The organism is Micromonospora sp. CNZ309, from assembly GCF_002846525.1.
This window is the reverse complement of the sequence record NZ_PJNG01000001.1, coordinates 1,093,830-1,120,399: the sequence shown is the minus strand read 5'-3', so window position 1 is coordinate 1,120,399 and position 26,570 is coordinate 1,093,830. Positions and strand designations below refer to the sequence as shown.

Here is a 26,570-nt window from a genome sequence, read left to right as displayed (position 1 = left end):
AGGCAGTCGTTTCCGCGCTTTCGGGCGCGCGCCTGATCGGCGCGCAGGAGCAGCCGGGCGGCGCAGGTCAGACCGCGCGCGCCACGCAGATCCTGGCGTCGAGGCGGGGCCCGGCCTCGTACAGCAGGTATTCCACGCCGCCGTCGGTGCCGAACGTCGGCGACGCCACCCGACCGTTGTCCGAGGCGATCGGCCGGTGGAACACACCGAGGTGGACCTCGCGGTCGAAGTTGTTGCCGACCTCGGTCAGGTACATGTTGCCGCTGCTGCCGTGATAGGCGAGGTACGCGGTGCCGTTGCGCTTCAGCAGGTGCGGCGCGGAGATGTCGGTGAGCCCGTCGCCCGACGGTGACACCAACGGGTTCGGGGCGAACTGCCAGCCGTTCCAGCCGTTCGGCGACCAACCCCAGAAGATCTTCCGGGTGCCGGGCCGCACCGTGTGGGCACCCATGAACACCATCACGTAGCGGTTTCCCTTGCCGGCCACCGGGTGCTCGAAGACCCGCGCGTACGAGGTCTCCGTCGTGTTGGGCACCAGATTCGTCGACAGGATCGGCGTCTCGTTGGTGAAATGGATGCCGTCGGTCGAACGGGCGACCCGGGTCGTGTGGTTCTCGCCGTGGAAGTACAGGTAGAACTGTCGCGTCGGCGCGTCCCACACGACGTGCGGCGACGACACGTGGCTCACCGTCGTGGTCGGCAGCACCCGGTCGACGACGGGGTTGCCGGCGTACTCGGTGTAGGGGCCCTCGAGCCGGTCGGCGTAGGCGAGGCAGATTCCGCCGGGCGCGTCGTGCGGCGCGTAGTAGAGGTAGTAGCGGCCGAGATAGCCGCTGATCTTGTCGTAGACGCCGCGCACGCACGGGAAGATGAACTCGCCGGTGGGGTTGTAGCGCAACGGTCGGTCGAACGCGTCGCGCACGTACCGGTAGGTGGGAAAGCCGGCCGGGCCGGCCAACGCCGGCGTGGGCGTCGCGGCGAGACCGGCGCCGGCGGTCGCGGTCGCCATCCCGGCGGCCGCCGCGCCACGCAGCAGCGCGCGTCGGGAGAAGGATCCTTCAGGGGTACGCGTCATCGCGTTCCCTCCGTTCGTGGGCCGAGCCGACGGGGGGCAGGGGAAGCGGAGCGGCCGCGACGGGTCGGGTGACACCCCACCTCGCCGAGCGGCCGAACGGTGTGCACGCCCGTCGCGATCGGGCTCGTTGATCGATGAGTCTGCGCGCGCCCGCTCCGCCGCGTCAAGGTGCTAATACGAATTAGCACGGCAATCCGGCCGACCTCGACCACGCCGGCGGGTGCGCCCACGCGTGCGGAGGCATCGACGACAAAGCGGAACGCCGACGCCCGCCCAGGGGTTCGAGCGGGCGCCGGCGTGGTCGGCGTCGGCGCGTCAGCCGAGGGCGGGCGAGGTCCAGGAGGACCGGATCAACTCCCGTTCGGCGGCGGCGAGGTGGACGGTCGCCGCGAGCCAGGCCCAGGCGTACCGGTTTGGGTCCGGATCGGTGAGCCGACCGAACGCGTCCCGGCCGCGCCGGTCGGACTCGTCGGCGAGCGCGGCGGCCAGCGCGGCGGCGGTGGTGAAGCCGGCGCGGCGCAGGGGACCGGCCGGGCCGGCGCCGTCGGCGCGGGCCGCCTCGGCGACGGCGCGGCGGCCGCCCGCGACGGCCAGCTCCACCAGCCGGCGGACCCGCCACAGCGGCGACTCCGCGACCGCGTCGGCGCCGACGGCGAGCACCGGCCCGGTCGTCGCAACCGGGTCGCGCGGCGGCAGGTGCCCGCCCTGGATCTCGTCGTAGCCGAGGTCCGCCCGGCCGTGCCAGTCCGCCGGCAGCCGCAACGTGGCGGCGGCACCGGGCACCGGGCCGACCGCGAGCGGTCGCAGCGTGCTGGCCCGGTCCGGGTCCAGCCGGCCGACCACCCGGACCCGCAGGCCGGGCCGGGAGGCGAGCCGCCGCAGGTTGGCCACGTGGGCCAGCGCCGGGTGTGCGTCGACGGGCACCAGCCGGATCAGCGGCCCGTCCGGCACCGGCGCGCGCTCCGCTGCGGCGTCGGTGGCGGGGGCCAGCTCACGGGCCAGCACCTGGTCGCCGACGGCACCCACCACCACCAGGTCGCCGCCGACGAGCGCGGTGCCCGCCCGGCCGGGGTCCTCCGGGTCCTCGGTGGCGAGCTGGGCGGTCACCACCTCGGCGAGCGGTCGCGCGAACAGTTCCGCCGGCGCCCCGGTGGCCCAGTCGGTGCCGGCGAGCGGGGTGGCCCGCACGCCCTTGCCGGCGCCGAGCCGGCCGTCCGGGGACACGGTGGTGCCGGTGATCCGCAGGCCACCGCGGGACAGCACCGCGTGGTTGACCGAGACCGCGCCCATCTCGGTGACCGCCCGGGCGCAGTCCCGGGCCCGGTCCGGCCCGCCCGGTTTCACGTCGCCGAAGGAGAGCTGACGGCCGTCGGCGGCGAGCAGGTGGGTGACCACCCCGGCGTACCCGGTCGCGCTGATCACCGGCTCCCGGCAGACCCCGTGCACCTCCAGCGAGCCGTCCGGCTGGTAGGCCCGCCGCAGGACGCCGACCAGTGCCGGGTCGGGGTCGCCGGCGGCCAGCCGGCCCGCGACGTACAGCAGGTCGTGCAGCACCTCGACGAGTTCGGCCAGCCGATGGCCGTTCTGTCGTTCCCGCTGCGCGCGCAGGCCACGCACCGTGCGCAGCGCGGCGCTCTCGGCCCGCGGCAGGCCGGCGAGCCGGGCGCCGTGGGCGGCCCGAAGCAGTTCGGCCTGCGGCACCGCCCCGGCGGCCGGCACGCCGGCCGAGAGCACCGCCGCGCCCGCCCGCCACAGCGCGTCGGCGGCGGCCCGTTGCGCCTTCGTCGGTGCCGCGCCAGCCGGTTTCCTGGTACGCCCGGTGCGGCCGGACGCCGCCTCGGCGCGCTCCGGCGTCGGGGACGCGGCGGCGGTGGCCGCCGGACCGGGGTGGCTGCCCGGATCGGCGACCGGGCAGGCCAGCAGGACGGCGGTGCGGTGCAGGCAGCGGGGCGACAGCAGGCAGCTGCACCGTGCCTGGTCCGGGTCGGTGACCGCGCCTGCCGGTCCGGGCGTCAGGGTGACCAGCGCCTCCGGTCCGCAGTCGACCGACACGCCCCCGTCGAGGGGGCCGACCGGTGCGCCGGCCAGCCGCTCGACGGCGGCGTCCAGCCGCTTGTGCAGCCGGGACGGCAGGGCCGCCACCGCCGCGGCGGCGACGGCCGGCAGCACCGCCGGCAACCGGTCGGTGTCCACGGCGGTGGCGGTGCGCTGCGTCAACGTGATCCTCCGCGGATGCGGTCGCCCACCCAGCGGGCGAGTTCGAGCGGACTGAGGGCGGCGACCGGCATTCCGGCCGCGACGAGCTGCTGGGCGACCGGCACCGAGTAGCAGGGCGCTCCCCGGTCGTTCAGCGCGGCGCAGCCGAGCACGTGCACGCCGGAACTGACCAGCGTGCGGACCTCGCCGAGCAGCCCGGCCAGCGGGTAGCCCTCCTCGAAGTCGCTGACCACGGCGACGATGGTGCGGCTCGGCACGGTCACCAGCGAGCGGGCGGCGGCCAGGCCGGCGGCGATGTGCGTACCACCGCCGACGCGCACCTCCAGCAGCAGCGACAGCGGGTCGTCGACCCGGTCGGTCAGGTCGACCACCTCGGTGGAGAAGGCGAGGAAGTGGGTGGACAGGGCAGGCACCCCGGCCAGCACGGCGGCGGTCAACGCCGACCACACCACCGACGCCTCCATCGAGCCGGACACGTCGACCACCAGCACCAGCCGCCAGTCGGCCTCCTTGCGGGTGCGACTGTTGAAGACGGGTCGCTGCGGCACCACGACCGTCCGGCCGTCGCCGAGGCGCTGGGTGTGCGCGAGGTTGGCCCGCAGCGTACGGGCGAGGTTGATCCGGCCGCCGGGGCGGCGGGACGGACGCGGGTTGGTCAGCCCCGTCAGCGCGGGGCGGACCTGGGTGGCCAACTGCTTCGTCAGCTCCTCGACCAGCCGCCGCACCAGCGGACGCAGCTTGGCCAGCTGCCCCTCGGGCAGCCCGCCGGCCAGCGACAGCACCGAGGTCAGCAGCTCCATCGACGGACGTACGGCGGCGGGGTCGAGCTCGGTGAGCACGTCGCTACGGCCGTCCTCGGCCGCCCGGGCGATGACCTCCTCGCGGACGGCGGTGCCGAACAGCGCCTCGAGTTCGTCGGCCCACTCGCGGGCGGTCGGGAAGGACGCCTCCTGGCCGCCGCCGGCCGCCTGCCCGAGGTCGGTGGCGCCCTCGCCCTGGCCCGCCCCGTACAGCTCGTCCAGGGCGCGGGCGTAGCGACGGGCGTCGGCCGGCAGCCGGTCGGGTTGGCGGCCGAGCAGCAGCCGCCACCGGTCGGTGGGGGTGAGCCCGGCCTCGGGGGTGTCCGGCCCGGGCGCGGCCCCGACCTCGGCGTCGGTGCAGCCGCTCGGTGCGCCGGGGACGGGGATGTGGCGGGCGAGCAGGGCGGCCCGGCCGGCCGCGTCGGCGGCGGCCCACCGGGCCAGCAGCTCGGGCGGGGCGGAGAGGCTCAGGTCGAGCCGGTCGCCGAGCCGGTCGGTGACGGTGTGCAGCAGCCGGTCCCGGGCCGCCGGGGTCAGCACGTCGAATCCGCCGCGCAGCGCCGGCAGCCGGTCCAGGAAGTCGGCGTCGGGGAGCCGCTCGACGCGCTCCAGCAGCGGGTCCAGCGCGGCCGGGGCGGACTGCAGCAGCGGGTGCGCCGCCGTGAGCAGACCGCCGAGCAGCCGGTGCAGGTGCCGGCGGGTGTCCGGTCCGGTCGCCGCGTCGACCCAGCCGGCCACCCGGGTGCCCAGGGTCTCCAGGTCGGTCAGTTCGAGCAGCACCCGGGCGGCCAGGGCGGCCCCCTGGATCAACGGCGAGCCGGCGCGGGCCAGGTGGTCGAGCGCCTCGTCCAGGCGCAGGCCGATCCGGTCCTCGCCGGCGCGGACCGCGAGGTCGACCAGCGCGGCGGCGTCAGCCGGGGCGTCGCTGCCGGCCAGGCCGGGCAATACGCGTACCGCCGCGTCCAGCAGCACGACGGCCAGCTCGGCCGCCCGGGCCCGGCCCTCGGCGGTGGTGCCGGGCAGGTGTTCGCGGCGCAGCGCCTCCAGCAGGTCCAGCGCGGCCAGCAGCTCGGGCAGCGTGCCGGTGCCCGGCAGCACGGAGGCCGCCAGGTCGAGCCGGTCGGTGACGAGGTCCGGCAGGTCGCACCGGGCGGCGTCGCGCAGGCCCACGAGCAGCTGCGCGGCGGTGGGGCCACCGTCGGCGGCCTCCCGGCGGAACCGTTCCCGCAGGGTGCCGGCCGCGGCCAGCGCCGCGGTCACCCCGCGTACGCCCACCAGGTCCAGTCGGGCCGCCACGGACGGCGTCCAGGCCAGTTGCCAGCGGGTGGTCAGGGCGGCACCGTCGCCGGTGCCGGCCACCGCGATCGCCTCGCCGTAGCCGACGCCGCAGACCTGGAGGCGTTGCAGCAGGATCTCCCGCCGCCCGTCCAGCTCGGTACGCAGCGGGTCCAGCCGCACCTCGCGGGCCTTGGGGTTGTCCGGGCTGGGCAGCCGCAGTGCGGCGAGTTCCGCCTCGACCGCCGGGCCGAGTCCGGAGCGCGGCGTACCGGGTGCGACGCGGCCCCGCTCGGCGCCGACCAGCACGGTCTCCAGCGCCCGGGCCAGCGCCCGGCCCCGGCCGAGCAGTTCGCCCTGGCCGAGCACGGTGGTCACCGCCTCCAGCACCTCGCCCCGGCCCGGGGCGGGCAGGTCCCGCAGCCGGGCCAGGTCGTCGGCGAGCCGTACCGTCTCGGTGGCCTCACCGGTGCCGGCGGTGTGGCCGGCCGCGCGCAGTTCCCGGCACAGGTCGGTGACCGCGCGGGCGGCGGCGGCGCGGATCCGTTCCGGGTCGCCGGCGGCGGTGAAGACGGACTGCTGCCAGCGCGGGTCGCGGATCCCGGCCGGGTAGCCGGACCGGGAGTCGAGCAGGTCGAAGGCGTACGGCACCAGCGAGGTGACCGCCGTCGCGCCGCCGTCGGTGGCGGCGGGTCCGGGCGGCGTCGTCACGGACCGGACCGGATCGGTCGCGGCGGTGCCGGGCCGGCCGGGCGCCACGCTGGCGTCGGCGGCCGGCGCGGCGGCGAGCAGGGCCGGCGCGTGGAAGGCGCCGACGACGGCGGCGACCCGCCGGCCGTCGGCGCCGGCCTCGGCCAGCACCCGGCGCATGTGCCGCTCGCGGGCCAGGTCCCGGGCCGGTACGCCGCCGTGGCTGGCGCTGTCGGTGCGCATCGCCCAGCCGACGCCGAGCGCGGCCCGGCGCAGCGCTTCGGGCGCGCTGCCCGGGGCGCGCACCTCGACCACCCGGTCCCACAGGTCGTCGCCGTCGCGGCCGGTGCCGCTGGCGCTGAGCGCGGCGGCGTAGGAGCGACGCAGGCCGGGCACCGGCTCACCGCCGTCCGGCTCGGGCCCGCCACCGGCGCCCGGGTCGGCGCCGGTGGCCGGCTCGGTGCCGTCGGCCGTCCAGCCGCGGTCGGCCAGCGGCAGGTCGCAGCAGAGCACCTCGACGCCGCGCTGCCGGGCCCAGCGCAGCGCGGCCAGCTCCGGGGAGAAGTCGGCGAACGGGTAGAAGCCCATCGGGCCGTCCGTGCCGTGGCTGCCGACGAGGGCCAGCGGGGCCCGCGCGGCCGGGTCGGACAGGTACGGCAGCCAGCGCTGGAAGTCGGCCGGCAGCTCGACGCAGACCACCTCGGCCCCGGCGGCGTCCAGCAGCGCCGGGACCGCCGCCGCCAGCGCCGGGCTGTGGTGCCGCACCCCGATGAGGTACGGGCGGAGCGAACCGGCGAGCGCGTCGACCACGGCGCGCGGGTCGGCCGCCGTCGGGTCGACGGCCACCGGTCCGGCGGTCGGCGGCGCGCCGGGGGTACGGGAGAGGGTCGTCACCGCAGGCTCTCCCGCAGGTCCCAGAGCCGGCGCCACATCGCCGAGCCGTCCTCGGCGCGGCGGCGGACCGGGCCGTCCCAGTAGCCGAGCAGCCGGGCGTGGTCGTTCTGGTCGTCCTTGCGCACCACGCCGAGCAGGTGCCCGGGCACCAGGTCGAGCGCGTCCCCGCCGGGCAGGTACGCGGCCGACAGGCCGAGCGACACCGCCACCTGCACCGCCTCGGCGGTGGACATGACCGTGCCGGGCCGCTCCACGTCCCAGCCCTCGCCCGACCGGCCGGAACGCAGGTCGCGGAACACGGTGACCAGGGCGTCCAGCACCGCGTCGTCCACGGTGTAGGCCGCACCGGCGCGCCGCACGGCGGCGGTGGCCTGCTGGCGGACCAGGTCGGTCTCGACGTCGGCGTCGGCGATCGGGTGGATGGTCTCGAAGTTGAACCGGCGCTTGAGCGCCGAGGACATCTCCGACACGCCCCGGTCGCGCAGGTTGGCGGTGGCGATCACGGTGAACCCGGGCAGGGCGCGGATCAGGCCGTCCTCGGTGCCGGACAGCTCCGGCACGTTCATCCGCCGGTCGGACAGGATGGACACCAGCGCGTCCTGCACCTCGGGCAGGCAGCGGGTGACCTCCTCGATGCGCACCACCCGGCCGGTACGCATCGCGGTCAGCACCGGCGAGTCGACCAGCGCCTGCGGGGTCGGGCCCTGCGCGAGCAGCAGGGCGTAGTTCCAGCCGTAGCGGAAGGCGTCCTCGGTGGTGCCGGCGGTGCCCTGCACGGTCAGCGCGCTGGTGCCGCAGACCGCGGCGGCCAGCAGCTCGGACAGCATGGACTTCGCGGTGCCGGGCTCGCCGACCAGCAGCAGGCCCCGCTCGCCGGCCAGGGTGACCACGCACCGCTCGACCAGGCTCCGCTCGCCGACGAACTTCGCCGCAATGGTCATGCTGGCCGGCAGCTCGGTGCCGTCGGGGCCGGTACGCCGCTCGGCGGGCAGCTTCAGCGCCTCACCGTCGCTGCCCTGGATGAAGGTGACCACGGCGCGCGGGGTCAGCGCCCAGCCCGGCGGCCGGGCCCCGTCGTCGTACGCGGCCAGGAAGGCCAGCTCGTCGGCGTACCGCTGCTCGGCGGAGAGGACCTGGGCGGCGGTCTCCGGCGCCTCGGAGGGGCGGACGTGTTCCGTCACGGTCACGGGTGTTCCTCGATCTTCCTCTTGGGGGGTGTTTCGGGACAGGGGTCGGCGGCGCCGCGACGTCCGGGCAGGTCGTCGCGGACACCACCGCCCTTTCGGGTACGGGTCAGCGGGGGGCGCCGCGGCCGGGCAGGTCGGCGAAGCGGGGCCGGTCGCCGTCGCGGAGGCGTTGCCAGGCCCGCCGGTAGAGCGTGGCGGCCGGTTCGAACGGCACGGTCACCCCGAGCGCGGCCGTGCCGTCGGGGGCGAGGTCGAACAGGGCCACCTTCCAGCCCTCGATCGGCACCTGCCCGGCGCCGCGCTCCAGCCACGGGCCGGGCAGGAACAGCGACCGTCCGGCCCTGGACCGGCTGGCCTCGACGACCAGGTCAGTGCCGGCCAGTTCGGCGCGGGCCGCCTTCAGCCGGGCCGGCTTCCAGCCCGTCCACCTCGCCGTGTGGCGGTCGGTCGGGTCGGGCATGGCCAGCAGCATCAGGTACGCCGCCGCCGCGTCGGCGCCCAGGGCGTGCTCCCCGGCGACCTCGGCGACCAGGTCGGGCACCGACCGCGTCGGGTCCTGCGGCCACCAGGTCCCGTCCGCCGCCCGCTCGCCACCGTCGGGCTCCCCCGCGTCGGCGAGCAGCGCGACGAAGCGCGGATCGCGCACCAGCCGCAGCGCCACCTCCACCGGGTACGGCTTGGCCGCGTCCCCGCGCAGCGCCGGCAGGTACGGGTCCGTGCCGTCGGCGTCGAGCAGGTTCGGCCGCAGCGCGGGCGACGGCTGGCTGTCGTGGGTGGACAGCACGATGGCGCCGTAGCGTTCCCAGCCCGGGCCCGTCTCGGACGGGGTGCCCGCCACCTGGCGGAACCCGGGCAGGGAGACGTACTGCTCGAGGTCGAGCAGGAGGTCGGGGTTGGCCAGCCGGTCCCGGATCGCGGCGAGCGCGGCCGGCAGCGCGGCCCGGCACGGGTCGCCGGCCGGCGTGTGGTGGGCGACCCAGGCCGCCAGGGCGACCGTGGAGCGCAGCACGTGGCCGGTGAAGCCCGCCGTCCGGTTGTCGACCGGCCGGACCCGGTCGCCCCTGACCTCGAAGGCCAGGTCGGTGCTCAGCTCGGCCGAGCGGGCCGGGTCGAGCAGCGCCGGCAACGCCTTCGCGGGCGCCCAGCCGGTGCGGATCGCGCGGGTCGCCTCGGCGAGCAACTGTTCGGGCACGACCACCCGGCGACCCAGGGCGGCGTTCCACACCGCCGCGGCGGCGGCCACGTCCGGCCCGTCGGTCCACAGCCGGGCCGGGTCGGCCGGCAGCAGCGCCGAGACCACGGCCCGCCGCAGTGCCGGCCTGGCCTCCCGCAGCACCCCGAAGGCCAGCTTGACCTCGCCGACCTGCCTGATCCCGAGCGCCTTGCGCAGCTCGGTCGGGACGGTGCCGGCCGAGTCCGCGTACGGCAGGCCGGCCAGCACGAGCTTCGCGGCGGTGGGGGTGACGCCGGTCAGCTCGGCGAACCGCTCGGCCGCCTCCGGCCGCCAGGGCAGCGGGCCGCGTGCGGCCCACTCGGTGCGGAAGCCGGCCAGCCAGCCGGCCGGCCGTTCGTCGCCGACCGGCTCCGAGGAGTGCGCCGTGTACGGCTCGGGCACGGCGAAGACGCCGGCCGGATCGTGGTGCAGCGCGTCGAAGAAGTAGCCGGTGGCCGTGCCGCTGGAGTTGAGCACGGCGAGGAACGCCCCGTCGGGCAGCGGCAGGATGCCCGGCCGGGGGTAGCGGCGCGAGCCGTCGGGGTTCTTCAGGTCGTCGTCCAGCAGGTGCAGCCTGCACCGGCGCCACCGCCCCGGCTCGGCCGCCGCGCTCAGGTCGAGCCCGTCCAGCTCCGTGAGCAGGGCGGCCAGCGTCTCCCGGTGCTCGTCGGGGGTGACCGCCGCGACGGCCCGGTAGGCGACGGCGGCGACGCCGCCGAGCAGCGACCACCAGTTCAGGGTGGACGGCAGCGACGGCCCGTCCAGGTGCAGCCGTACGGCGGGATCGACCCCGCCGGTGGCGGAGCACTGGATGGCGAACGCCTGGAACTGGGTGAAGGTCGAGGTCGCGGTGCCCGCCCCGTGGGTTGAGCCGCGCAGGCCGTCCAGCGCCGCGCTGAGCTGCCTGTCGGTGGGTCCGGCCGCGGCGGCCGGCGGTGTCACGGCGACGGGCGCGGCCAACGACCTGGTGAGACGCTCGGTCACCGCGTCCAGGTCGGTACGCACCCGGGCGGCCAGCCGCAGCGCCCCGGCCACCCCGGCGAGCAGGGCGTCGTGGCCGATCGTCGGCAGCGTCGAGCGGACCAGCTCCACCAGCGCGTCGGTGTCGTCCCCGTCGGCGGCCGGTGCGGCGCCGCCGCCGACCATGGACGCCGGGACGGCGACGGGCAGACCGGTGATCGCCTGCGTGGCGGCGGTCGACCCGGATCGCGTCGCCGCGCGGGCCGCGGCCCGCGCGGCCTCTTCCGCCAGGGTGGCGCGCCGCTCGTCGACCGCGACCTTGAGCAGTGCGGCGGTGGTCTCCCGGTCCACCCGGCGCAGGGTGGTGGAGCCGGCCGGGTCTCGGGGCAGCAGGTGGCCGAGGAACGCCTGCGGCGGCAGCGGCACGGCGTCGGGGTGGTAGTCGCGGCTGGCCGGCGGTCCGGGGACAGCCGACGCCACCCCGTCCGGGTCGAGCAGGACGAACCCCTTGAGTACGGCCCGCGGCCGGTCGTCGCCGGGCAGTACCAGCGCCGCGATCGGCTCCTGCCCCACGGCCACGGTAACCGTACGGCCGGCGAGGTCGTCGCCGCGTACCGAGCCGTCCGGCAGGGTGACCACCCGCCAGCCGAGCAGACCGTCCACCGGGACCGCGGCCGGGGTGGCCCGGTCGGACAGGGCCGGGCGCAGCCAGCTGGCCGGCTCCCGCAGCTGGCTGCCGTCGACCGGGAGGTCCGCCAGGAACCGGGGCAGGCCGCGGCGGCCGTGCGTGTTGCCGACCGGGTCGTACTCGCGCCAGCCGTACGTGTCGTCGTCCTCGCTGTGCCGGTAGACCCAGTGGTCGGTGCCGTCGGTGATGACCGGCAGCTCGGACGGCACGGCGGTGTCCCCGGCGTGCAGTACGCCGTCGCCGGTGGTCCGTCCGCCGCCCGCCAGCGGCAGGGTGATCCCCTTCCCGCGTGGCTGGCTGCCGTGGTGGCGGCCCTGGAGGGGCTGCAGTTCACCGGGCGCCGAGTGCCAGTAGCCGCGCAGGTCGTAGTCGAGCGCCTGGGAACGCCAGTAGACCAGCAGGTGACCGTCGACGTAGTGGTAGCCGGGCTGGCCCCACATGTCGTTGGCGGGGATGCGCAGGTCGTGGCGGAGCACGATGCCCTCGGCGCCGATCACGCGCACCGTGGTCGGCCCGGCCAGGATCACGTACGGCCAGGCCTCCTGCCGGGTGACCTCGATCCGGCGGTCGCCGCCGGTCACCTCCTGCCACGCCAGCTCCCAGTCCGGCCAGCCCAGCTCGTCGACGATGCCGCCGCGCAGGGCGCGGGCGACGTGCTCGGCGAGGTCGACGCCCAGGGCCTGCCCGAGGTCGCCGCCCGCGCCGGGCTCGCCGACGACGTCGGGGACGAGCCGCAGCGCCTCGACCGGGATCCTGCCCAGCCAGTCCACCGACGCCGGCAGGTACGGCAGCCCGGCGGTGAACCGGGCGCGGATCCGCGCCCGCAGCCAGTCGGTCAGCAGCGGCCGGACGCCCGGCGTGTCGACCATCCGGCGCAGCGCCGGTTGCTGGTCGTCGAGCTGGTCGAGGCCCCGGCGCAGGGCGGCGGTGAACCGGTCGTCGCCGGCCACGGCGAGCAGGTCCCGCTCTCCCCCACGCTTGACCCAGTTCACCAGGTCGAGCACGTCGCGCTTCTTCGGCGGGGTCACCGGCAGGCCGAGGGCGAGCATCAGGTCGAGCAGTTCCACGTCGCCGTCGACGTCGAGGCTCTCGCCGCTGTCGGCCAGTTCGACGCGCAGCCGGTCGGCCATCCGCTCAACGAGCGGGTACAGCTGCGGCAGCCGGCGGTGGCGGTGGTGGTGCCCGGAGTTGGCCCGGCTCACGAAGCGGCGCAGCCAGCCGACGGAGCCGTCGCGCGGGCGGGCCGCCTCCGGCACGTCCGGGTCGCACAGGCCGGTGAGCGCGCCGGTGTCGGTGAGCAGGGCCAGCCAGGTGACCAGGTCGTCGCGGTCGGCGGGCATCAGGTCGAGCAGGCTGCCGCGGACCGCCGGGTCGCGCCCGGCCAGGGCCGTCACGGCCGGCAGGTGCGCCTTCCACCAGCCGGCCGGTGCCTCGGCGGCCACCGGCAGCCGGAGCAGCTCGGTCAGGTAGGCGTCCGCCCGGTCGGCGACGGCGGCAGCGGCCTTGCCGGCGGCTCTGGTGGCCGTGCGGACCAGGCGGTTCACCGCGGTGGCCGACTGGGTGGACGGGACCACCCCGGCGGCCGCGGCCCGCAGCGCCAGCCGGCAGAAGCGGTCCAGCGCCTCGTCGGCCGGCAACTGGGCGGACAACTCCTTCGCGTAGCCGGCCAGCGCGGTCGCGGACACCACCTTGGCCGACGCGAACTCCACATAGACCTCGTCGAGGCGGTGCAGGTCGACCGGCAGACCGTGCTGCGCCTCCGCCTTGCGCGCCTTGTTGAACAACTGCGTGGCGTACGCGTCCTGCCCGGCGGCCAGGAACACCCGCGCCGCCTGCTCGAAGAAGGTCGGCAGGAAGTGCGGCAGGGTACGGGCGAAGCGGTCGGCGATGCCCTGGTGGGCGTCCAGGGCGGCCTTGGGACGCGAGCGCACCTGCTTGGCCAGCTTCTGCAACTCCGGCACCACCGCCAACGCGTGCCGGCCGTCCGCCGGGTGGTGCACCAGCACCCATTCCGGGAAGGCCAACGGGCGGCGGGGACCCAGCCCGACGACGACCGGCTCGGCGCCCGGCGCCAGGCCGAGGAACTCGAGGGCGATGTCCTCGCCCTCGCCGAGGGCGGCGTCGACCAGGCGGACCACCGGCCGGTCGTCCAGGGCCGGGTGCCGGTAGGTGCGGGCGGTCAGGGGCACCGCCCGCTCCCCCGCCCCGGCGGTGTCGGTCGGCAGCACCGCGCCGGCGGTCAGCAGGCTCTCGGCCGGGTGCTCGCCCGCGGTCGTGGTCATCGCGCTCACGCCTTCTTCCCCGTTCCGGTCACGGCGCCGGACAGGGCCGTCGCCATCCGCATTCCTTCCGACCAGGCCACCGGCCCGACCTCGGTCAACCGCAGCGTCGGGCCGTCCACGACCGCCCAGGAGAGGGTGCCCAGGGTCGCCTCGGAGTCCCAGTAGTCCTCGTCGAACCCCAGGGCGGCCTCGACGGTGCGGCCGGCCTCCCAGACGCGGCACCTGATCTGCGAGCCGGAAACCCGGAAGCCGAGCGTGGCGGCCCGGACGGCCAGCCGGTTGGGGACCTTGGTGCCGCGGAATTCGGCGACCGTGGTGTCCCGCGCCCTGAGGTCGTCGGGCCTGTCCCAGGTGCCCCGGTGCAACTGCTCGATGCGCTGGGTCACGTCCAGTTCGTCGGCGAACTCGCGCAGGTCGGGCAGGTCGGGCAGGCGCACCGGGTGGGGCAGCGTGGCGGTCGCCGGCGAGAGCCGGACGGTGTCGCCGTCGAGGTTGACCACGCGCAGGGCGCCGCCGTCGGTGACGTCGCGCAGGAAGCCCGCCTCGGCCGGGTCGTCCCCGAGCACCACGAGGTCGCGCAGCGCGTGCTGCCAGGCCGGGTCCGGCCAGACGCGGGCCAGCAACGCGGTCGGCACCGGCAGCGAGGACACCACCCAGGCGTCGACCCGGGCCAGGCACTCGGCGCCGTGCCGGTCCAGCCACTGGGCGAGCTGGCGCAGCCGGTCCACCTCGGGGGCGTCACGCAGCACCTTCGGCAGAGTCTTCAGTGGACGGCCGCCGGCGCGCGGGCCGGTGGACCGGGCCGCCACCTTTCCGTCCACGAGAGAGATCTCGTACGAGTCCCCCACCGGTAGCCAGGCCATCAGGAACACCCTCCGCAGTGGCAGAACAGCCAGATTTCGTGAGGAATCGGCCGTGATCGACAACGAGGGCACGCTAACAGTAGTGACCGACACGACAGCGACCCATCGGCCGAGCAGCCGAGGCCGGTTCGGCGGCACGAGGGCGGCGCGGCTCACGGAAGTCGCAGGTCCGGCGGGCTGGCGCGGGCGGCGCGGGGCCGGCGGCGACCCCGGTGGGAACCCAGGGTGATGACCTAGGTCACACGGCGACCGGAGGAACCTCGCTTCCGCCGCTGCGGCGCTGGTGGCGGTCCTCTCCAGCCGGGGCGCGGCACCCCGGGCCGCGTCGGGGTCGACGCCCCGTCATGGTGCGGTGCCGGCCGGAAAAGGGGGACGGCGCCCCGCCGTGGTGATCGAGCAGCTTGCCGAGCAACGCGACCAGGGCCTGTCGTTCGGTGGCCGACAGTGGGGCGAGCAGCGGCGTGCCCGCGGCGGTAGGTCGACAGCCGCGACGCGAGCGGTGGTCTGGCGCAACGTGCGCCGGGACGGCAGCGGTCGCCCGCGCCGTCCCGGCGGAACCGTCGGCTCAGCAGGTGGTGTTGCCGGCCGGCACCCAGCCGTCCACGGACGGGTGCTCGGCGCCGTGACCGTAGATCCAGACGTCGTCGTCGACGGCCCAGACCTGACCGTGCCAGCGGAACCCGCGCCCGGCGGTCAGGGTGAGCAGCACGTGGCTGTGCGGCGCGGCGCGCAGCCAGGTGTTCTGGCGGAGGTTGCAGACGATGCCCCACGCGTCGCTCGCCGAGGCCGGCGCGGCGGCCACAGCCGAACCGGAAAGAACGACGGTCACGACCGTCAGTACGTGCAGGAGTCGGCGTTTCACTCGTGTCCCCTCGACAATGGACGATGACGGACTCCGATTGTGGTCGATGCCCGGTCCCGACGCCACGAGTCCTCCACGGGTGAACGGCCCGTGGTCGAAGCGACGGCGGCGGTCAGCCGGCGGGACGTCGCGCATCGGGGTGCCGACCGGCGAACGCCTGCAGCAGGGTCGTGACCGCGACGGTGAGGTCCGCACGGTTCGCGGCCGTACCGGGTGGCGGCGCGGTGCGGGCGCCCGCACCGGCCAGCCGGTCGAAGAGCAGACCGTCGATGCAGGCGACGAGATGGTCACCGGCCTGCGCGGGGTGCCGGGCGCCGGCGGCCGCCAGCATCGCCCTCGACTGCGCGCGCGACGCGTCGCCGTACGCGAGGATCGTCCGAAGTTCCGGGCGGTGCGTGGCCTCCAGCAGGCAGGCGTAGCGGGCGAGCGTGCGGTTGCGGGCGGTGCTCATCCACTGGTCGAGCAGGGCGGCGATACCGCCGGCCACCGCGACGACGTCGTCCGGCGCGAGTTCCGGGGGGCCTTCCCCGGCCGGCACCCCGGCGGCTTCCAGGTCGGCCCGGTCGAGGTCGGCGAGTCGGCGCACCACCGCTTCGATGAGCGCTCCCCGGGTGCGCAAGTACGCGGACGTGGTGCCCTGCGGCAGCCCGGCCCGCGCGTCGACGGCGCGGTGGGTGAGCCCGCGCATGCCGAGTTCGGCGAGTACGTCGATCGCGGCGTCGGTCAGGGCCGCGAACCGGTCGGTGGGCATGGCGTCGCCACCTCCTTCCACGGCGCTAGTATCTCTTTCTACACCTGTAGAAGGAGCGGCGATGACGCGGACGGCAGTGGTGGTCGGAGCCGGCATCGGCGGGCTGGGCGCGGCCATCGGCCTGCACCGCGCGGGCTGGCGGGTGACGGTGCTCGAACGTGCCGCCGCCTTCCGCCCGGTCGGGGCGGGACTGGTCCTGCAAGCGAACGGGCTGCGCTGCCTGGACGCGCTGGGCCTCGGCGCGGCCGTACGACAGCGGGGCCGCGCCGACGTCTCCGGCGGCACCCGCAGAGCCGACGGCCGGTGGCTGGCCCGCATCGGGCCGGGCGAGCTTGCCCACGCGCTCGGCACACCCGCCGTCGGCATCCACCGCGCCGCCCTGCACGAGATCCTGCTCGGCGCGCTGCCGGACGGCGTCGTGCTGACCGGCGCCGAGGTCCGCGCCGTCACCACGGACGGCGAGGTGACCTACCAGTGCCGGGACGCAGCGGCCCGGACGAGCGCCGATCTCGTGATCGGCGCGGACGGCATCCACAGCACGGTGCGCGGGCTGCTCTGGCCGGAGGCCGCCGCCCCCGCCCCCATCGGCGTGACCGCCTGGCGCGGGGTCACCCCGACCTGGGACGGCGAGCTCGTCGTCGCGGTCAGCTGGGACCGGGGCGCCGAGTTCGGCATGGTGCCGCTCACCGATGGTCGCGTCTACTGGTTCGCCTCCGTCAACGCCGCGCCCGGCGCGCCGGCCGGCGACGAGCTGGCCCGGGTGCGCGAGCGGTTCGGCCGCTGGCACGATCCGATCCCCGCCCTCATCGCCGCGACCGGCACCGTCCTGCGGGACGACCTCGCCTGCCTGGACGAACCCCTGACGACGTACGTCAAGGGCCGCGTCGTCCTGATCGGCGACGCGGCGCACGCGATGACACCCAACCTCGGCCAGGGGGCCAACCAGGCGCTGGAGGACGCCGTCGTGCTCGCCTGCGTCGCCGGCCGCCCGGACGGGCCCCTCGCCTACGACCGGCAGCGCCGCCCGCGCAGCCAGCGGGTGGCGAGGGCGTCCCGCGCCGTCGGCCGCTTCGGTCAGCAACTGGAGAACCCCGTCGCCGTGGCGGCCCGCGACGCCGTCCTGCGCCTCACCCCGCCCCGGCTGGCGCTGCGCTCGATGGCCCGCTACGCCGACTGGCGTCCGCCGTCGCCCGACTGAGAGCGCGCGCCCGCGGGCCGCCCGGCGCGCTGGCACCGCACCCGCGCCGTGCCCGGACGTCGCGCCGCCGACGGGCTCGCCGGCTCCGCCGAGGTGCGGCCCCGGTACCGCCGGGCGGCGCCCGGCAGCCACCGCCTACTGGAAGGAGCCGTAGAAGTCGTTCAGTGCGTCGTGCACGTTGTCCCGGTCGAACTTCTCGATGCTGAGGATGAGGGCGAACAGTTCCGCGCTGTCCTTGGGGATCCGGCAGTTCACCTCGGTGACGAGTTCGTCGAGCATCCAGTGCAGCAGCTGGGCCATGGGCGTCCGGGCGGCGAGGTCGGAGTTGATGGTGAACCGGATGGTGCCGTCCGCGTTGACCACCGTGGAGTGGTTGAGCATGTTCGGCTCGGCCCGCACCACCAGCCGCTCCTCCGCCCGCATCAGCGACAGCATCGCCGCGTGCAGCGCCTCCATGTACGCCTTGGTCAACGGCGCGTACGCCCGGCCCTGCGGCAGGTCGGTGAGCACGGAGGCCACCGACTTGGGCAGGTCGGTCCTGCTGAAGTCGAGGCAGGCGAAGTCGTAGCTGCGCACCCACGCGCGGGTGATGCGCGACGCGAGAACGGTGTGCAGCGAGTCCGTCCGGGGCGCGGCACGGCCCCGCATCGCGGCCACCTGGACGTCGGCGGGGAACGGCCCGCCCTGGCCCAGCGCCTCGTAGACGGTCTGCTCGAAGTTGGCGGCGTTCCGCAGGGCGATCTGGCCCTGGAGGTAGTAGGGGGCGTTGCGGTGGCGGTAGACGATGTCGACCGTCGGGTTCTCCGCCAGGGTGTGCGTCCCCTCGTGCAGGAGCGTGGCGGCGAGTTCCCACACGTGCATCGTCCCGTCGAGTGCGGAGCGACCCACGTTGATGATCGCGGTGTCGCCCTGTCCGCTGGCGAGTGCACCCATCCCGTCGGGCAACGTCAGGTTGCACACGAATCCCGACCGCTGGCCGTCGGTGCGCGTGAGCATGGCCCGCAGCGCCGTGACCGTCTGCGCGAAGCGGGCCTTGGCCACCGACGAGGTGGACCCGAACAGACGCGCGAAGGCGTTGTTGACGGCCGTGTGCCGGGGGCTCCCGACGTCGTTCATGACGTCGACGATCTTGTTCTGCAGCTCGTCCAGGGCGGCGCCGAGATAGGGATTGCCGGCGGCGGAGGGCACGACCCCGTCCAGGGAGTCCTGCACCTCCTTGAACAGGGTGGCCGCCTGGTGCACCGTCGCGCCGCGTAGCGAGATCTGCTGCAACCAGGGCCCGTCGATCAGGCCGGCCACCGTGTCGAGTCGCGCGGTCGACCGGTCGCGGCGCAGCCCCGCCCGCAGCGCGGCGACCAGGGGACGCAACCGTTGCAGCTCGCAGGCCATCAGCACCCGGTACGTCTGGAACACCTCACGCCGGCCGAGATCGAGCGCATTCCTGGTCGCTTCGTCGGGAAACGGGAACATGTGGCGGCTCCTTCGCGCGCTGCCGGCCCGGCCCGGTCAGCCGAACGCTGGCGAAGAGGTAGCACCCGGCCGACCGTCGCGGTCAGTGACCCGTCGACCATCGGACAGCGACTGCGCCCAATGCCCCGGGTTGTCGGCCCCGATCGGACCGCGCCGGCCGGGCCGACGCACGGGGCGGGCGGGGCGACGGGCGGACGAGCGGCGGGGCGGGCGGGGCGGCCAGGCCGACGGACGGCCGCGCCGAGGGCCGTTGCGCGGCTTTCGCCAGGTTGATGCGAACCCCCGCCATCTGACATCGGCCGACAACGGCAGACGTATTTATTTTCATCGATCGCGCTCCGTATGGATGTCCACCGCCCGCGCCGCCATGCCGGGGCGCGCGGCGATTCCCCACCACCGGGAGGCAATGTGTCCACCAGACTCGCAGGAAGAGCGCGCCGCTCGACGCTCGCCCTGTTCACCGGGGCGGCGCTGGCGACGCTGTTGTCCGTCACCGCGGCCGGCGCCGCGCCACTGGCCGGCCCGACGGACAGCCGCGCCACCGCCGCCGCCGTCGACGTGTACATGCAGGACACTCCCGCCGACGTGGGGATCGAGCCGCACGCGCTCAATCCTCTCTGGCAGAGCTCGGACATCAAGGTCTGCCACACCGCCGTCGAGTGCGCGACCAGCCAGAACCCGATCGTCGGCCAACGCAACTACATCTTCATCAAGCTGCGTAACCCCGGCCCGTACGGCGACAGCGTCATGGAGCAGGGCACGATCTTGGTCTACCGGACCACGCCCGGCGGCGGGGCGGCCTGGCCGGGCGCCTGGACGCAGATCGGGGCGATGGCGGTACCGGTCTACCCGGGGGTCACCTCCGTCACCATCCCGTGGGACGACGTGCCCGGCCCCGGTCACTTCTGCCTGCTGGCCCGCTGGGTCTCCCCCAACGACCCGATGACCTTCGAAGGCCCGGACATCGGCGTCAACACCCGCCACAACAACAACATCGCCTGGCGCAACGTCGACTCGGTGGCGCTGACCGCCGGCGGCCAGGCGCAGATCCGCCCGTTCGCCATCGGCAACACCCTGACCCGTCCGGCCCGCAGCAGCGTGGTCTTCAGCCAGAACGGTGCCCCGTTCCAGACCGCCGGTGGCCGGCTCGTCGCCGACCTCGGCCCGACCCTGTTCGAGCGCTGGGCCAAGGGGGGCAAGGCCGGCAAGGGCGTGCGCGAGGTGGGCCGCAACCAGGTCGAGATCGTCGACATCGGCCAGGCCAGCCTGGACAACCTGGAGCTCAACCCCGGTGAGCGGCTCGCCTTCTCCCTGAGCTTCACGGCGACCGTGCCGACCCGGGAGAAGACCGCCGTCAACGTGACCCAGGTCGGCCCGGACACCACCGGCGCCGCCCGGGCCGACCTCGGCGGCGTCCGCTACGACGTCACCGTCGGCCAGCGGGCCGGGTAGCCCTCCGAGGGCGGGAACGGAGGTCGCGGACGGGGCCCGCGACCTCCGTTCCACCCGTCCGGCCGGCACCACGGCCAGACCCGCGTCGCCCGGCACCGGACCTGCGGGGCGAGGACGAGCCGCACGTACGCCGCCCGCCCCGCCCGCAGCGGCCCACCGCCCACCCGGATCGGCACGGACCGGGCACGCTGCCGGGCGCACACCGGTCGCCCGGCTCGGACCGGAACGCCGCCCGGCGCGGATCGACGCGGACCGGAACGCCGCCGGGCGCGCGCGACGGCGGCGAGGTGGCGTCCGGTCAGCGCAGGCTGACCCAGGCGGTCGCCACGGCGTACCCGGCGGTGCGGGCACAGAGCTGGACCGGGCCGGCGGGCGGCACGCCCATCGAGAAGAAGCCCACCGCGTCCACCGGCACCTCCTCGTACGCACCGACCGACGTACGCGCGGTGACCCGCCCGCCCCGGGCCGGCGAGAGCTGCCCGACGATGCCGGCCCGGGTCACCTCGATCTCGACGACGACCGCACCGGCCCGGAACGTCAGCGTGCGCGCCGATCCGGTGGACCGGGTGAGACCGGCCGGCTCCGGGTCGCAGGACGAGTCGAAGGTCAGCTCGGCGAGCGCCAACTCGGCGTCGACGGTCCGCCACCCGTACGCGGCCAGCGCCCCGGCCACGAACTCCTCCGGCACCGGACCGGGCTCGCGCAGGGCGGCCCTCAACTCGGCCAGCAGGGCGTCGTCAGCGGCTGGCGGCCACGGCTCCATCCCGGTCACCTCCGCTCCCGTCGTTGCCCGGGTGCGCCCCGACGAACGGGGCGAGCGCCGGGCAGTTCCGCAGCTTGTGCAGGCACCGGGCCTGGGTGGGACCGACGCTGCCCACCGGCATGCCCAGCCGCGCCCCGATCTCGCGGTAGCTGACCGGCGGCTCGGCCATCAGCAGGGTGAGCAGTTCCCGGCAGCGCGGCGGCAGCTGTGCGAACGCCTCCCGCAGCGCCTGCCGCCGCTCGGCGCGCAGCAGGTCCTCGTCGGGGGTGACCGGGTCCACCAGCAGGGACGCGCCGACGTGCCCGCCGACCGAGTCGTCGTACGGGTCGAACGGCTGGGTCCGCCGGCCGAGGCGCAGCAGCCGGTAGCACTCGCGCCGGGTGGTGGTGATCAGCCAGGCGGGCAGCGCGTTGGACTCCCGCAGCCGGCCCAGCTGTTCCACGGCACGCAGCCAGACGGTCTGGTTCACGTCCGCCGCGTCGACGTGGTCGAGTCCGTGGGACCGGATCACCGACAGCACCAGTGGCGTGTAGCGGCGGACCAGCTCGCCCCACGCCCCCTCGTCCCCGCAGGAGGCGGCGGCGACCAGCCCGACCGTGCCGCGCTCGCTCATCCGGCCACCGCCCGGCGCGCCGCTACCGGCCTCACGCGACGAGTACGCCGTAGTCGGGATGCCAGCGGGGGCCGGCGATCAGCGCGGCGTGGGCCGCCTCCGCGCTGAGCCCGGCGCTGGTCATCAGCGCGGCCAGCCGGCCGGCGACGTGGCCGGTGGCGAACGAGGTGCCGGCCCAGGCGGCGAATCCGTCGAAGTAGCGGGTGGGATGGCCCGGCAACGGGAGCCGGCCCCGGACGTAGGTGCTGTGCCGGTCCCCCAGGGCGCAGGCGTCCACCCACGACCCGTGGCTGCTGTAGGGCGCCGGCACCGGGCCGGTCGGCCCGGCGCTCACCGCGCCGACCGCCAGCACCCGGTCGAGGGCGGCCGGCCACGTCCGCCGGCTGGTGCCGGCGTTGCCCGCCGAGGCCACCACGGCCCTGCCGGGCAGCCCGGCCAGCGCGTCGACCAGTGGCAGCGGAGGTTGGTCGTCCTGGGTGAAGTAGCCCAGCGAGAGGTTGACGACCGACACCTGTGGACCGAGCCGCCCGAGCGCGGCGACCAGCATCTCCTCGTCGCCGACGCCGGTGGCGTCCAGCGCGGCCTCGGGATCGAGACGTACGCCCGGCGCGGCCTGCCGGACCACTCCGGCGACGAACGTGCCGTGGCCGCCCTGAAGCGCCAGCACGTCCGCGCCGACGTAGACCGCGTCCTCGTCGTCGACCTCGGGCAGGTAGCTGCCGCCCAGCCACTGCGGATGGCGGGAGCCGGCCTGCCGCCAGATGCCGGTGTCGCAGATTCCCACCGTCACCCCCGCGCCCTCACCGGCGCGCGCCGGATCCGGCGCCGGCAGGGCGGCGGCGACGCGCGGCGGGCCGCCCGGGTTGCCCATGATGTTGCCGAAGCCGACGAGGACGTGGTGCGGCTGGACCAGGGGAACCGGCTGCCCGGGCCACTGCTGCGGGTCGCGCAGCCTGGTCACCACCGACGGGATGTCGGTCTCGACGGCGAAGAGGAGCCGGGCGACCCCGCCGAAGCCGACGCCCTCACTGACCGGGTGGCCGTAGCCGCGCAGCCGAGCCATGACCCGCTGCACGTCGGGGCGGGCCACCAGGAGTTGCCGTGGCCGGTGGAGGAACTCCCGGCCGGCGACGGCGTACCGGCGCACGTCGGGGTCCGCGGCCAGGGCCTCCAGGAAGAGCCGCTGGTAGGTGGCGTCGGGAGACTCACCGGCGGCGGCCGGCGCGCCCGCCCCGACGAGACCGAGCGGCGCCGCCGCGACGGCGAGGGTGGACCAGGCCACGACCTGCCGGCGGGACAACCCGGCGGGCGGGCGCGGCACGAAGGAGTCGTCGGACGGCACCGGTCCTCCAAGCGGTCGGAGATGCGTGGTCGGCGACGGGCCGGGCAGCCACGGAAGCGCTCCGAGGCACGGGACGATTATTTCAAATGATAGTCGGGTGTCAATTGACCGTCGTTCCGGCGACGGATTTCCGATACCGTCCGCGCGATTGACCGAGGAGCGCGACTGCGGGATTCTTCTCGGCATGGCCGACAGCGCCGGTTCCGGTGCCGGCACGGCCCAGGCCGCGCTCGACGCCGTCCAGCGTTACCCCCGCGAGGCGATCGCCATCGGCCGGCGAGTCCTCGCCGCCGGGCACGCCGACGCCGACGAGCGCTCAACCGCCGAACGCGCCATCGGGCTGGCCCTGCGGGAGATCAACGACCTGCCGGGCGCCCTGCGGCACCTGCGCCGGGCGGTGCGGGCCGCCGACTCGCCCCGGGTGCGTGCGCTGGCCCGGATGAGCCTCGGGTACGTCCTGGCCAATGCCGGACGCACCGGCGCGGCGTTGCGCGCGGTGACCCTGGCTCTGCCCCGGTTGACCGGCGCCGACGCCGGCCGGGCCCGGATGCAGCGGGGCGTCGTGTTGCACTACCGGGGGCGGTTCGACGAGGCGGTCCGCGACTACGGCATCGCGGTGGAGGTCGCCCGGCGCGAGGGCGACCTGCTGCTGGAGGCCCGCGCGCGCAACAACCGCGGGCTCCTCAACGCCCACCGGGGCACCGGCCGCGACGCCGACGACGACCTGTCCCGCTCCGCGGCCATCTTCAGCCAGCTCGGGCTCGACCTGGCCGCCGCCGACGCCCGCTGGAACATCGGCATCGCCGCCGGGCAGCGCGGCGACGTCGCGGGCGCGCTGCGCGACTTCGCCATCGTCGACGAGGAGTACCGCCGGCTGTCGGTGCCCCGGCCGGCACTGCTGCTGGACCGGTTCGAGCTGCTGTTGTCGGTGCCGCTGGTCGACGAGGCGGTCGAGGTCGCCACCACCGCCGTGTCGGAGCTGCGCCGACGGGGCATGGCCTCGGATCTCGCCGAGGCGTTGCTGGCCCGGGCCCGCGCGGCCCTGCTCGCCGGTGACCTGGACACCGCCGCGACCGCCGCCGCCTCGGCGCGGGCCCGCTTCCGTCGGCAGGGACGCCGCATCTGGGCCGCCTTCGCCCGGCACGTCGAGTTGCGCGCCGAGTTCGCCCGGGGCAACCGTTCGGCGGCCCTGCTCACCGCCATGGTGCGCACCGCCGGGCAGCTCGACGCCACCGGCTGGCCCTCGCCGGCGCTGACCACCCGGATCGAGGCCGCCCGCCTGGCCGAGGCGTTGGGCCGGCCCGCCCGGGCCGCCGGGCTGCTGGCGGTGGCGGCCCGGGCGCACCGCCGGGGCACCGCGCCCCACCGCGCCCAGGGCTGGTACGCGCTCGCCCTGCGCCGCCGACTCGACGGTGACCTGCGGGGCGCGGCCCGGGCCCTGCGCCGGGGACTGGCGGTGCTCGACGGGCACCGGGCCTCCCTGGGTGCCACCGAGCTGCGCGCACACAGCGGGACGTACGGGCACGAACTGGCCGCCGAGGGCCTGGACCTCGCCGTGCGCGCCGGCAGGCCCGCACAGGTGCTGGCCTGGGCGGAGCGCTGGCGGGCCAACGCCCTGCGGATGCGCGCGGTGCAGCCGCCGCAGGATCCCGAACTGGCCGCTGCCCTGGCCGAGCTGCGGATGGTCAGCACCGCCCTGGAGGACGCGCTGCTCGCCGGCCACCCGGTGCACACGCTGCGCCGCAGCCAGGGCCGGCTCGAACAGCGCATCCGGGAACTGGCGCGCGGAGTGGGCGGCGCCGCGCGGGGCGCCGCCGACGACGGCCTGGTGGCACCGCCCTCGGTGCGGGCCCTCGCCGCCACGCTGGGCGACGCCGTGCTGCTGGAACTGGTGACGCACGGGCCCCGGCTGCGGGCGGTGCTCGTCCGCGGCGGGCGGACCAGCCTGCACGACCTCGGTCCGCTCGACGAGGCGCTGGGTCGGGCCCGACGGCACCGCTTCGGCCTGCGCCGGCTGGTCACCACCGGCGACTCGGCCAGCGCCCGGGCCGGCGTCGAGTTCGCCGCCACCGCGCTGGACCGGCAGCTCTTCGACCCCGTACGCCGGCTCCTGGGCGACCGGCCACTGGTGATCGTTCCGATCGGCGCGCTGCACGCCGTGGCCTGGGCCGGCCTACCGACCTGCTCAGGCCGCCCGGTGACGGTGGCGCCCTCGGCGACGGTCTGGTTGCGCGCCGCCGCTCGGATCGTCCCGACCGGCCCGCCGGTGCTGGTGGCCGGGCCCCGGCTGCCCGCCGCCGAGACCGAGGTACGCCAGCTCGGCGCCGCCCTGCCCGGCGCCCGCCACCTCACCGGCGGCGACGCCACGGCCGACGCGGTCACCGACGCGCTGAACGCCACCGCGCTGGCGCACGTCGCCGCACACGGCACCTTCCGCGCCGACAACCCGCTCTTCTCCACCCTGGAGCTGGCCGACGGGCCGTTGACCGCGTACGAGTTGGAGCGGCTGACCCACCCACCTGGCTGTGTGGTGCTCTCCGCCTGCGACTCGGGCCTCTCCGGCGTCCGGCCCGGCGACGAGGTCATGGGTTTCACCGCCGTGCTGCTTGCCATGGGTGCGCGCACCCTCATCGCGACCGTGTTGCCGGTCCCGGCCGACCTGACCACCGCGCTGATGCTGGACCTGCACCGGCGGATGCGCGCCGGCGCCGCCCCCGCGGTGGCGCTCGCCGACGCCCAGCGCGCGTTCGCCGCCGGGGGCGCAGCCGCGCACGCCACCGCCGCCGCCTTCGTCTGCTTCGGCGCCGGCTGAGCGCCGCGGCCGGGAGGGCGGTGTTTCGGCGCCCACGAGGCGGGGCACAGACCGCAGCCGACGACAGATTCCTCGGCCCGTCCCGCGCGGGACGGGCCGACGCATACCCGGGGCGCGACGCCGGCAGAAGACCCTGACGGACGGGTGTCGTGTCGTAGGACGCCCCGATCGACACATGTGACGAGGGAGAACCAACCGATGGCGGCTGAAGGCAGCACCAAAGCCGTGGTGACGGCCCTGATCGCGAACCTGGGCATCGCGGTGAGCAAGTTCGTCGCGGCCGCGATAACCGGCTCGGCGTCGATGCTCGCCGAGGGCGTGCACTCGGTCGCGGACTCGACCAACCAGGCGCTGCTGCTGATCGGCGGCAAACGCGCCCGCCGCGCCCCCTCGGCGCTGCACCCGTTCGGGTACGCCCGGGAACGCTACATCTACGCCTTCATCGTCGCGATCGTGCTCTTCAGCATCGGCGGCCTGTACGCCCTCTACGAGGGCTACCACAAGATCAGCGATCCGCACGAGCTCACCTCGCCCCTGATCGCCGTCGCCGTCCTGGTCATCGCGATCGCGTTGGAGAGCTACGCCCTGTACACCGCCGTGAAGGGGGCCAACAAGGTTCGCGGCAGCCGGGGCTGGGTCTCCTTCGTTCGGCACGCCCGCGCCCCCGAGCTGCCGGTGATCCTGCTCGAGGACGCGGGCGCCCTGCTCGGCCTGGTCTTCGCGCTGGGCGGCGTCGGACTCAGCGTGCTCACCGGCAACGCCATCTTCGACGGCATCGCCACCCTGTGCATCGGCGTCCTCCTGGTCGTCATCGCGGTCGTCCTCGCCGCCGAGACCAAGAGCCTGCTCATCGGCGAGGCCGCCCTGCCCGAAGAGATCACCGCGATCCACACCGAACTGGTGTCCACCCCGGGCGTGGACGGTGTCATCCACCTGCGCACCCTGCACCTCGGACCGGAGGACCTCCTGGTCGCGGCGAAGATCGCCATCGGAACCGTCGACCGGGGAGCGGACGTCGCCGCCACGATCGACGAGGCCGAGGCGAGAATCCGCAGGGTGCTGCCCACCGCTACGGCGATCTACCTCGAGCCCGACATCGACCGTCGGTCCGTCCCGGCAGTCGAGCCGGCCGGTCACACCGGCTGACCTCCCCGATCCGAACG

General features: G+C 75.8%; 16 protein-coding genes. 4 read left to right on the top strand and 12 right to left on the bottom strand.

What is annotated here, in order from left to right:
* Positions 1–67: 67 nt before the first annotated feature.
* The 8 genes from CLT72_RS04305 to CLT72_RS04270 all read right to left on the bottom strand — a co-directional run bounded on the left by CLT72_RS04305 (position 68) and on the right by CLT72_RS04270 (position 15,757).
* Positions 68–1,075 carry a glycoside hydrolase family protein gene (locus CLT72_RS04305; RefSeq protein ID WP_101409610.1) on the bottom strand — a complete coding sequence of 336 codons (1,008 nt, stop codon included), beginning with the start codon at positions 1,073–1,075 and terminating at the stop codon, positions 68–70.
* A 315-nt stretch (positions 1,076–1,390) separates the two neighbouring features.
* Positions 1,391–3,292: an SWIM zinc finger family protein gene (locus CLT72_RS04300; protein WP_199184476.1), complete on the bottom strand. Its 1,902-nt coding sequence runs from the start codon at positions 3,290–3,292 to the stop codon at positions 1,391–1,393.
* Positions 3,289–6,951: a vWA domain-containing protein gene (locus CLT72_RS32515; protein WP_358168532.1), complete on the bottom strand. Its 3,663-nt coding sequence runs from the start codon at positions 6,949–6,951 to the stop codon at positions 3,289–3,291. The genes CLT72_RS04300 and CLT72_RS32515 overlap by 4 nt, the downstream gene beginning before the upstream one ends.
* On the bottom strand, positions 6,948–8,138 hold the full coding sequence (locus CLT72_RS04290; RefSeq protein WP_101409609.1) for an ATP-binding protein: 1,191 nt from the start codon (positions 8,136–8,138) through the stop codon (positions 6,948–6,950). Before CLT72_RS04290 ends, CLT72_RS32515 begins: the two co-directional genes overlap by 4 nt.
* A gap of 106 nt (positions 8,139–8,244) precedes the next feature.
* Entirely contained in the window at positions 8,245–13,281 is a 5,037-nt protein-coding gene (locus CLT72_RS04285) for a DNA-binding protein (protein ID WP_101414928.1), read from the bottom strand.
* A gap of 5 nt (positions 13,282–13,286) precedes the next feature.
* On the bottom strand, positions 13,287–14,144 hold the full coding sequence (locus CLT72_RS04280; protein ID WP_101414927.1) for a DUF4132 domain-containing protein: 858 nt from the start codon (positions 14,142–14,144) through the stop codon (positions 13,287–13,289).
* Positions 14,145–14,709: 565 nt separating this feature from the next.
* Positions 14,710–15,006, bottom strand: a complete 297-nt coding sequence (locus CLT72_RS04275; RefSeq protein WP_144082177.1) for a hypothetical protein — start codon at positions 15,004–15,006, stop codon at positions 14,710–14,712.
* 112 nt (positions 15,007–15,118) lie between these two features.
* Entirely contained in the window at positions 15,119–15,757 is a 639-nt protein-coding gene (locus CLT72_RS04270) for a TetR/AcrR family transcriptional regulator (protein ID WP_101409607.1), read from the bottom strand.
* A 61-nt stretch (positions 15,758–15,818) separates the two neighbouring features.
* Between CLT72_RS04270 and CLT72_RS04265 the strand changes: the two genes are divergently transcribed.
* The gene (locus CLT72_RS04265) at positions 15,819–16,955 is read left to right on the top strand and encodes an FAD-dependent monooxygenase (RefSeq protein ID WP_101409606.1); all 1,137 of its coding nucleotides are present in this window, start codon (positions 15,819–15,821) and stop codon (positions 16,953–16,955) included.
* 135 nt (positions 16,956–17,090) lie between these two features.
* On the opposite strand, the gene CLT72_RS04260 is transcribed toward CLT72_RS04265, so the two are convergent.
* A complete protein-coding gene (locus CLT72_RS04260; protein ID WP_101409605.1) occupies positions 17,091–18,425 on the bottom strand; it encodes a hypothetical protein in 1,335 nt (444 codons plus the stop codon).
* A gap of 408 nt (positions 18,426–18,833) precedes the next feature.
* Between CLT72_RS04260 and CLT72_RS04255 the strand changes: the two genes are divergently transcribed.
* Complete coding sequence (locus CLT72_RS04255) at positions 18,834–19,877, top strand: hypothetical protein (protein ID WP_144082176.1); 1,044 nt, start codon at positions 18,834–18,836, stop codon at positions 19,875–19,877.
* Positions 19,878–20,175: 298 nt separating this feature from the next.
* Here CLT72_RS04255 and CLT72_RS04250 read toward each other — a convergent pair whose 3' ends face one another.
* The 3 genes from CLT72_RS04250 to CLT72_RS04240 are packed head-to-tail and all read right to left on the bottom strand — an operon-like array spanning position 20,176 to position 22,595.
* The gene (locus CLT72_RS04250; RefSeq protein ID WP_101409603.1) at positions 20,176–20,640 is read right to left on the bottom strand and encodes a hypothetical protein; all 465 of its coding nucleotides are present in this window, start codon (positions 20,638–20,640) and stop codon (positions 20,176–20,178) included.
* The gene (locus tag CLT72_RS04245) at positions 20,615–21,253 is read right to left on the bottom strand and encodes an RNA polymerase sigma factor (RefSeq protein ID WP_089000588.1); all 639 of its coding nucleotides are present in this window, start codon (positions 21,251–21,253) and stop codon (positions 20,615–20,617) included. The genes CLT72_RS04250 and CLT72_RS04245 overlap by 26 nt, the downstream gene beginning before the upstream one ends.
* A 31-nt stretch (positions 21,254–21,284) precedes the next feature.
* Positions 21,285–22,595, bottom strand: a complete 1,311-nt coding sequence (locus tag CLT72_RS04240; protein ID WP_250100185.1) for a S8 family peptidase — start codon at positions 22,593–22,595, stop codon at positions 21,285–21,287.
* A gap of 148 nt (positions 22,596–22,743) precedes the next feature.
* On the opposite strand from CLT72_RS04240, the gene CLT72_RS04235 reads away from it, so the two are divergent.
* Positions 22,744–25,407 carry a CHAT domain-containing protein gene (locus CLT72_RS04235; RefSeq protein ID WP_199184475.1) on the top strand — a complete coding sequence of 888 codons (2,664 nt, stop codon included), beginning with the start codon at positions 22,744–22,746 and terminating at the stop codon, positions 25,405–25,407.
* 198 nt (positions 25,408–25,605) lie between these two features.
* Positions 25,606–26,553 (top strand): cation diffusion facilitator family transporter, encoded by a 948-nt coding sequence (locus CLT72_RS04230; protein WP_101409600.1) that lies wholly within the window; start codon positions 25,606–25,608, stop codon positions 26,551–26,553.
* The last annotated feature ends 17 nt before the right edge of the window (positions 26,554–26,570 follow it).

What these genes read in the sequence shown, in the direction of transcription:
- CLT72_RS04305 (WP_101409610.1), bottom strand. Translation starts at nt 1,075, where the DNA reads ATGACGCGTACCCCTGAAGGATCCTTCTCCCGACGCGCGCTGCTGCGT.
- CLT72_RS04285 (WP_101414928.1), bottom strand. Translation starts at nt 13,281, where the DNA reads ATGACCACGACCGCGGGCGAGCACCCGGCCGAGAGCCTGCTGACCGCC.
- CLT72_RS04280 (WP_101414927.1), bottom strand. Translation starts at nt 14,144, where the DNA reads ATGGCCTGGCTACCGGTGGGGGACTCGTACGAGATCTCTCTCGTGGAC.
- CLT72_RS04270 (WP_101409607.1), bottom strand. Translation starts at nt 15,757, where the DNA reads ATGCCCACCGACCGGTTCGCGGCCCTGACCGACGCCGCGATCGACGTA.
- CLT72_RS04265 (WP_101409606.1), top strand. Translation starts at nt 15,819, where the DNA reads ATGACGCGGACGGCAGTGGTGGTCGGAGCCGGCATCGGCGGGCTGGGC.
- CLT72_RS04260 (WP_101409605.1), bottom strand. Translation starts at nt 18,425, where the DNA reads ATGTTCCCGTTTCCCGACGAAGCGACCAGGAATGCGCTCGATCTCGGC.
- CLT72_RS04250 (WP_101409603.1), bottom strand. Translation starts at nt 20,640, where the DNA reads ATGGAGCCGTGGCCGCCAGCCGCTGACGACGCCCTGCTGGCCGAGTTG.
- CLT72_RS04245 (WP_089000588.1), bottom strand. Translation starts at nt 21,253, where the DNA reads ATGAGCGAGCGCGGCACGGTCGGGCTGGTCGCCGCCGCCTCCTGCGGG.
- CLT72_RS04230 (WP_101409600.1), top strand. Translation starts at nt 25,606, where the DNA reads ATGGCGGCTGAAGGCAGCACCAAAGCCGTGGTGACGGCCCTGATCGCG.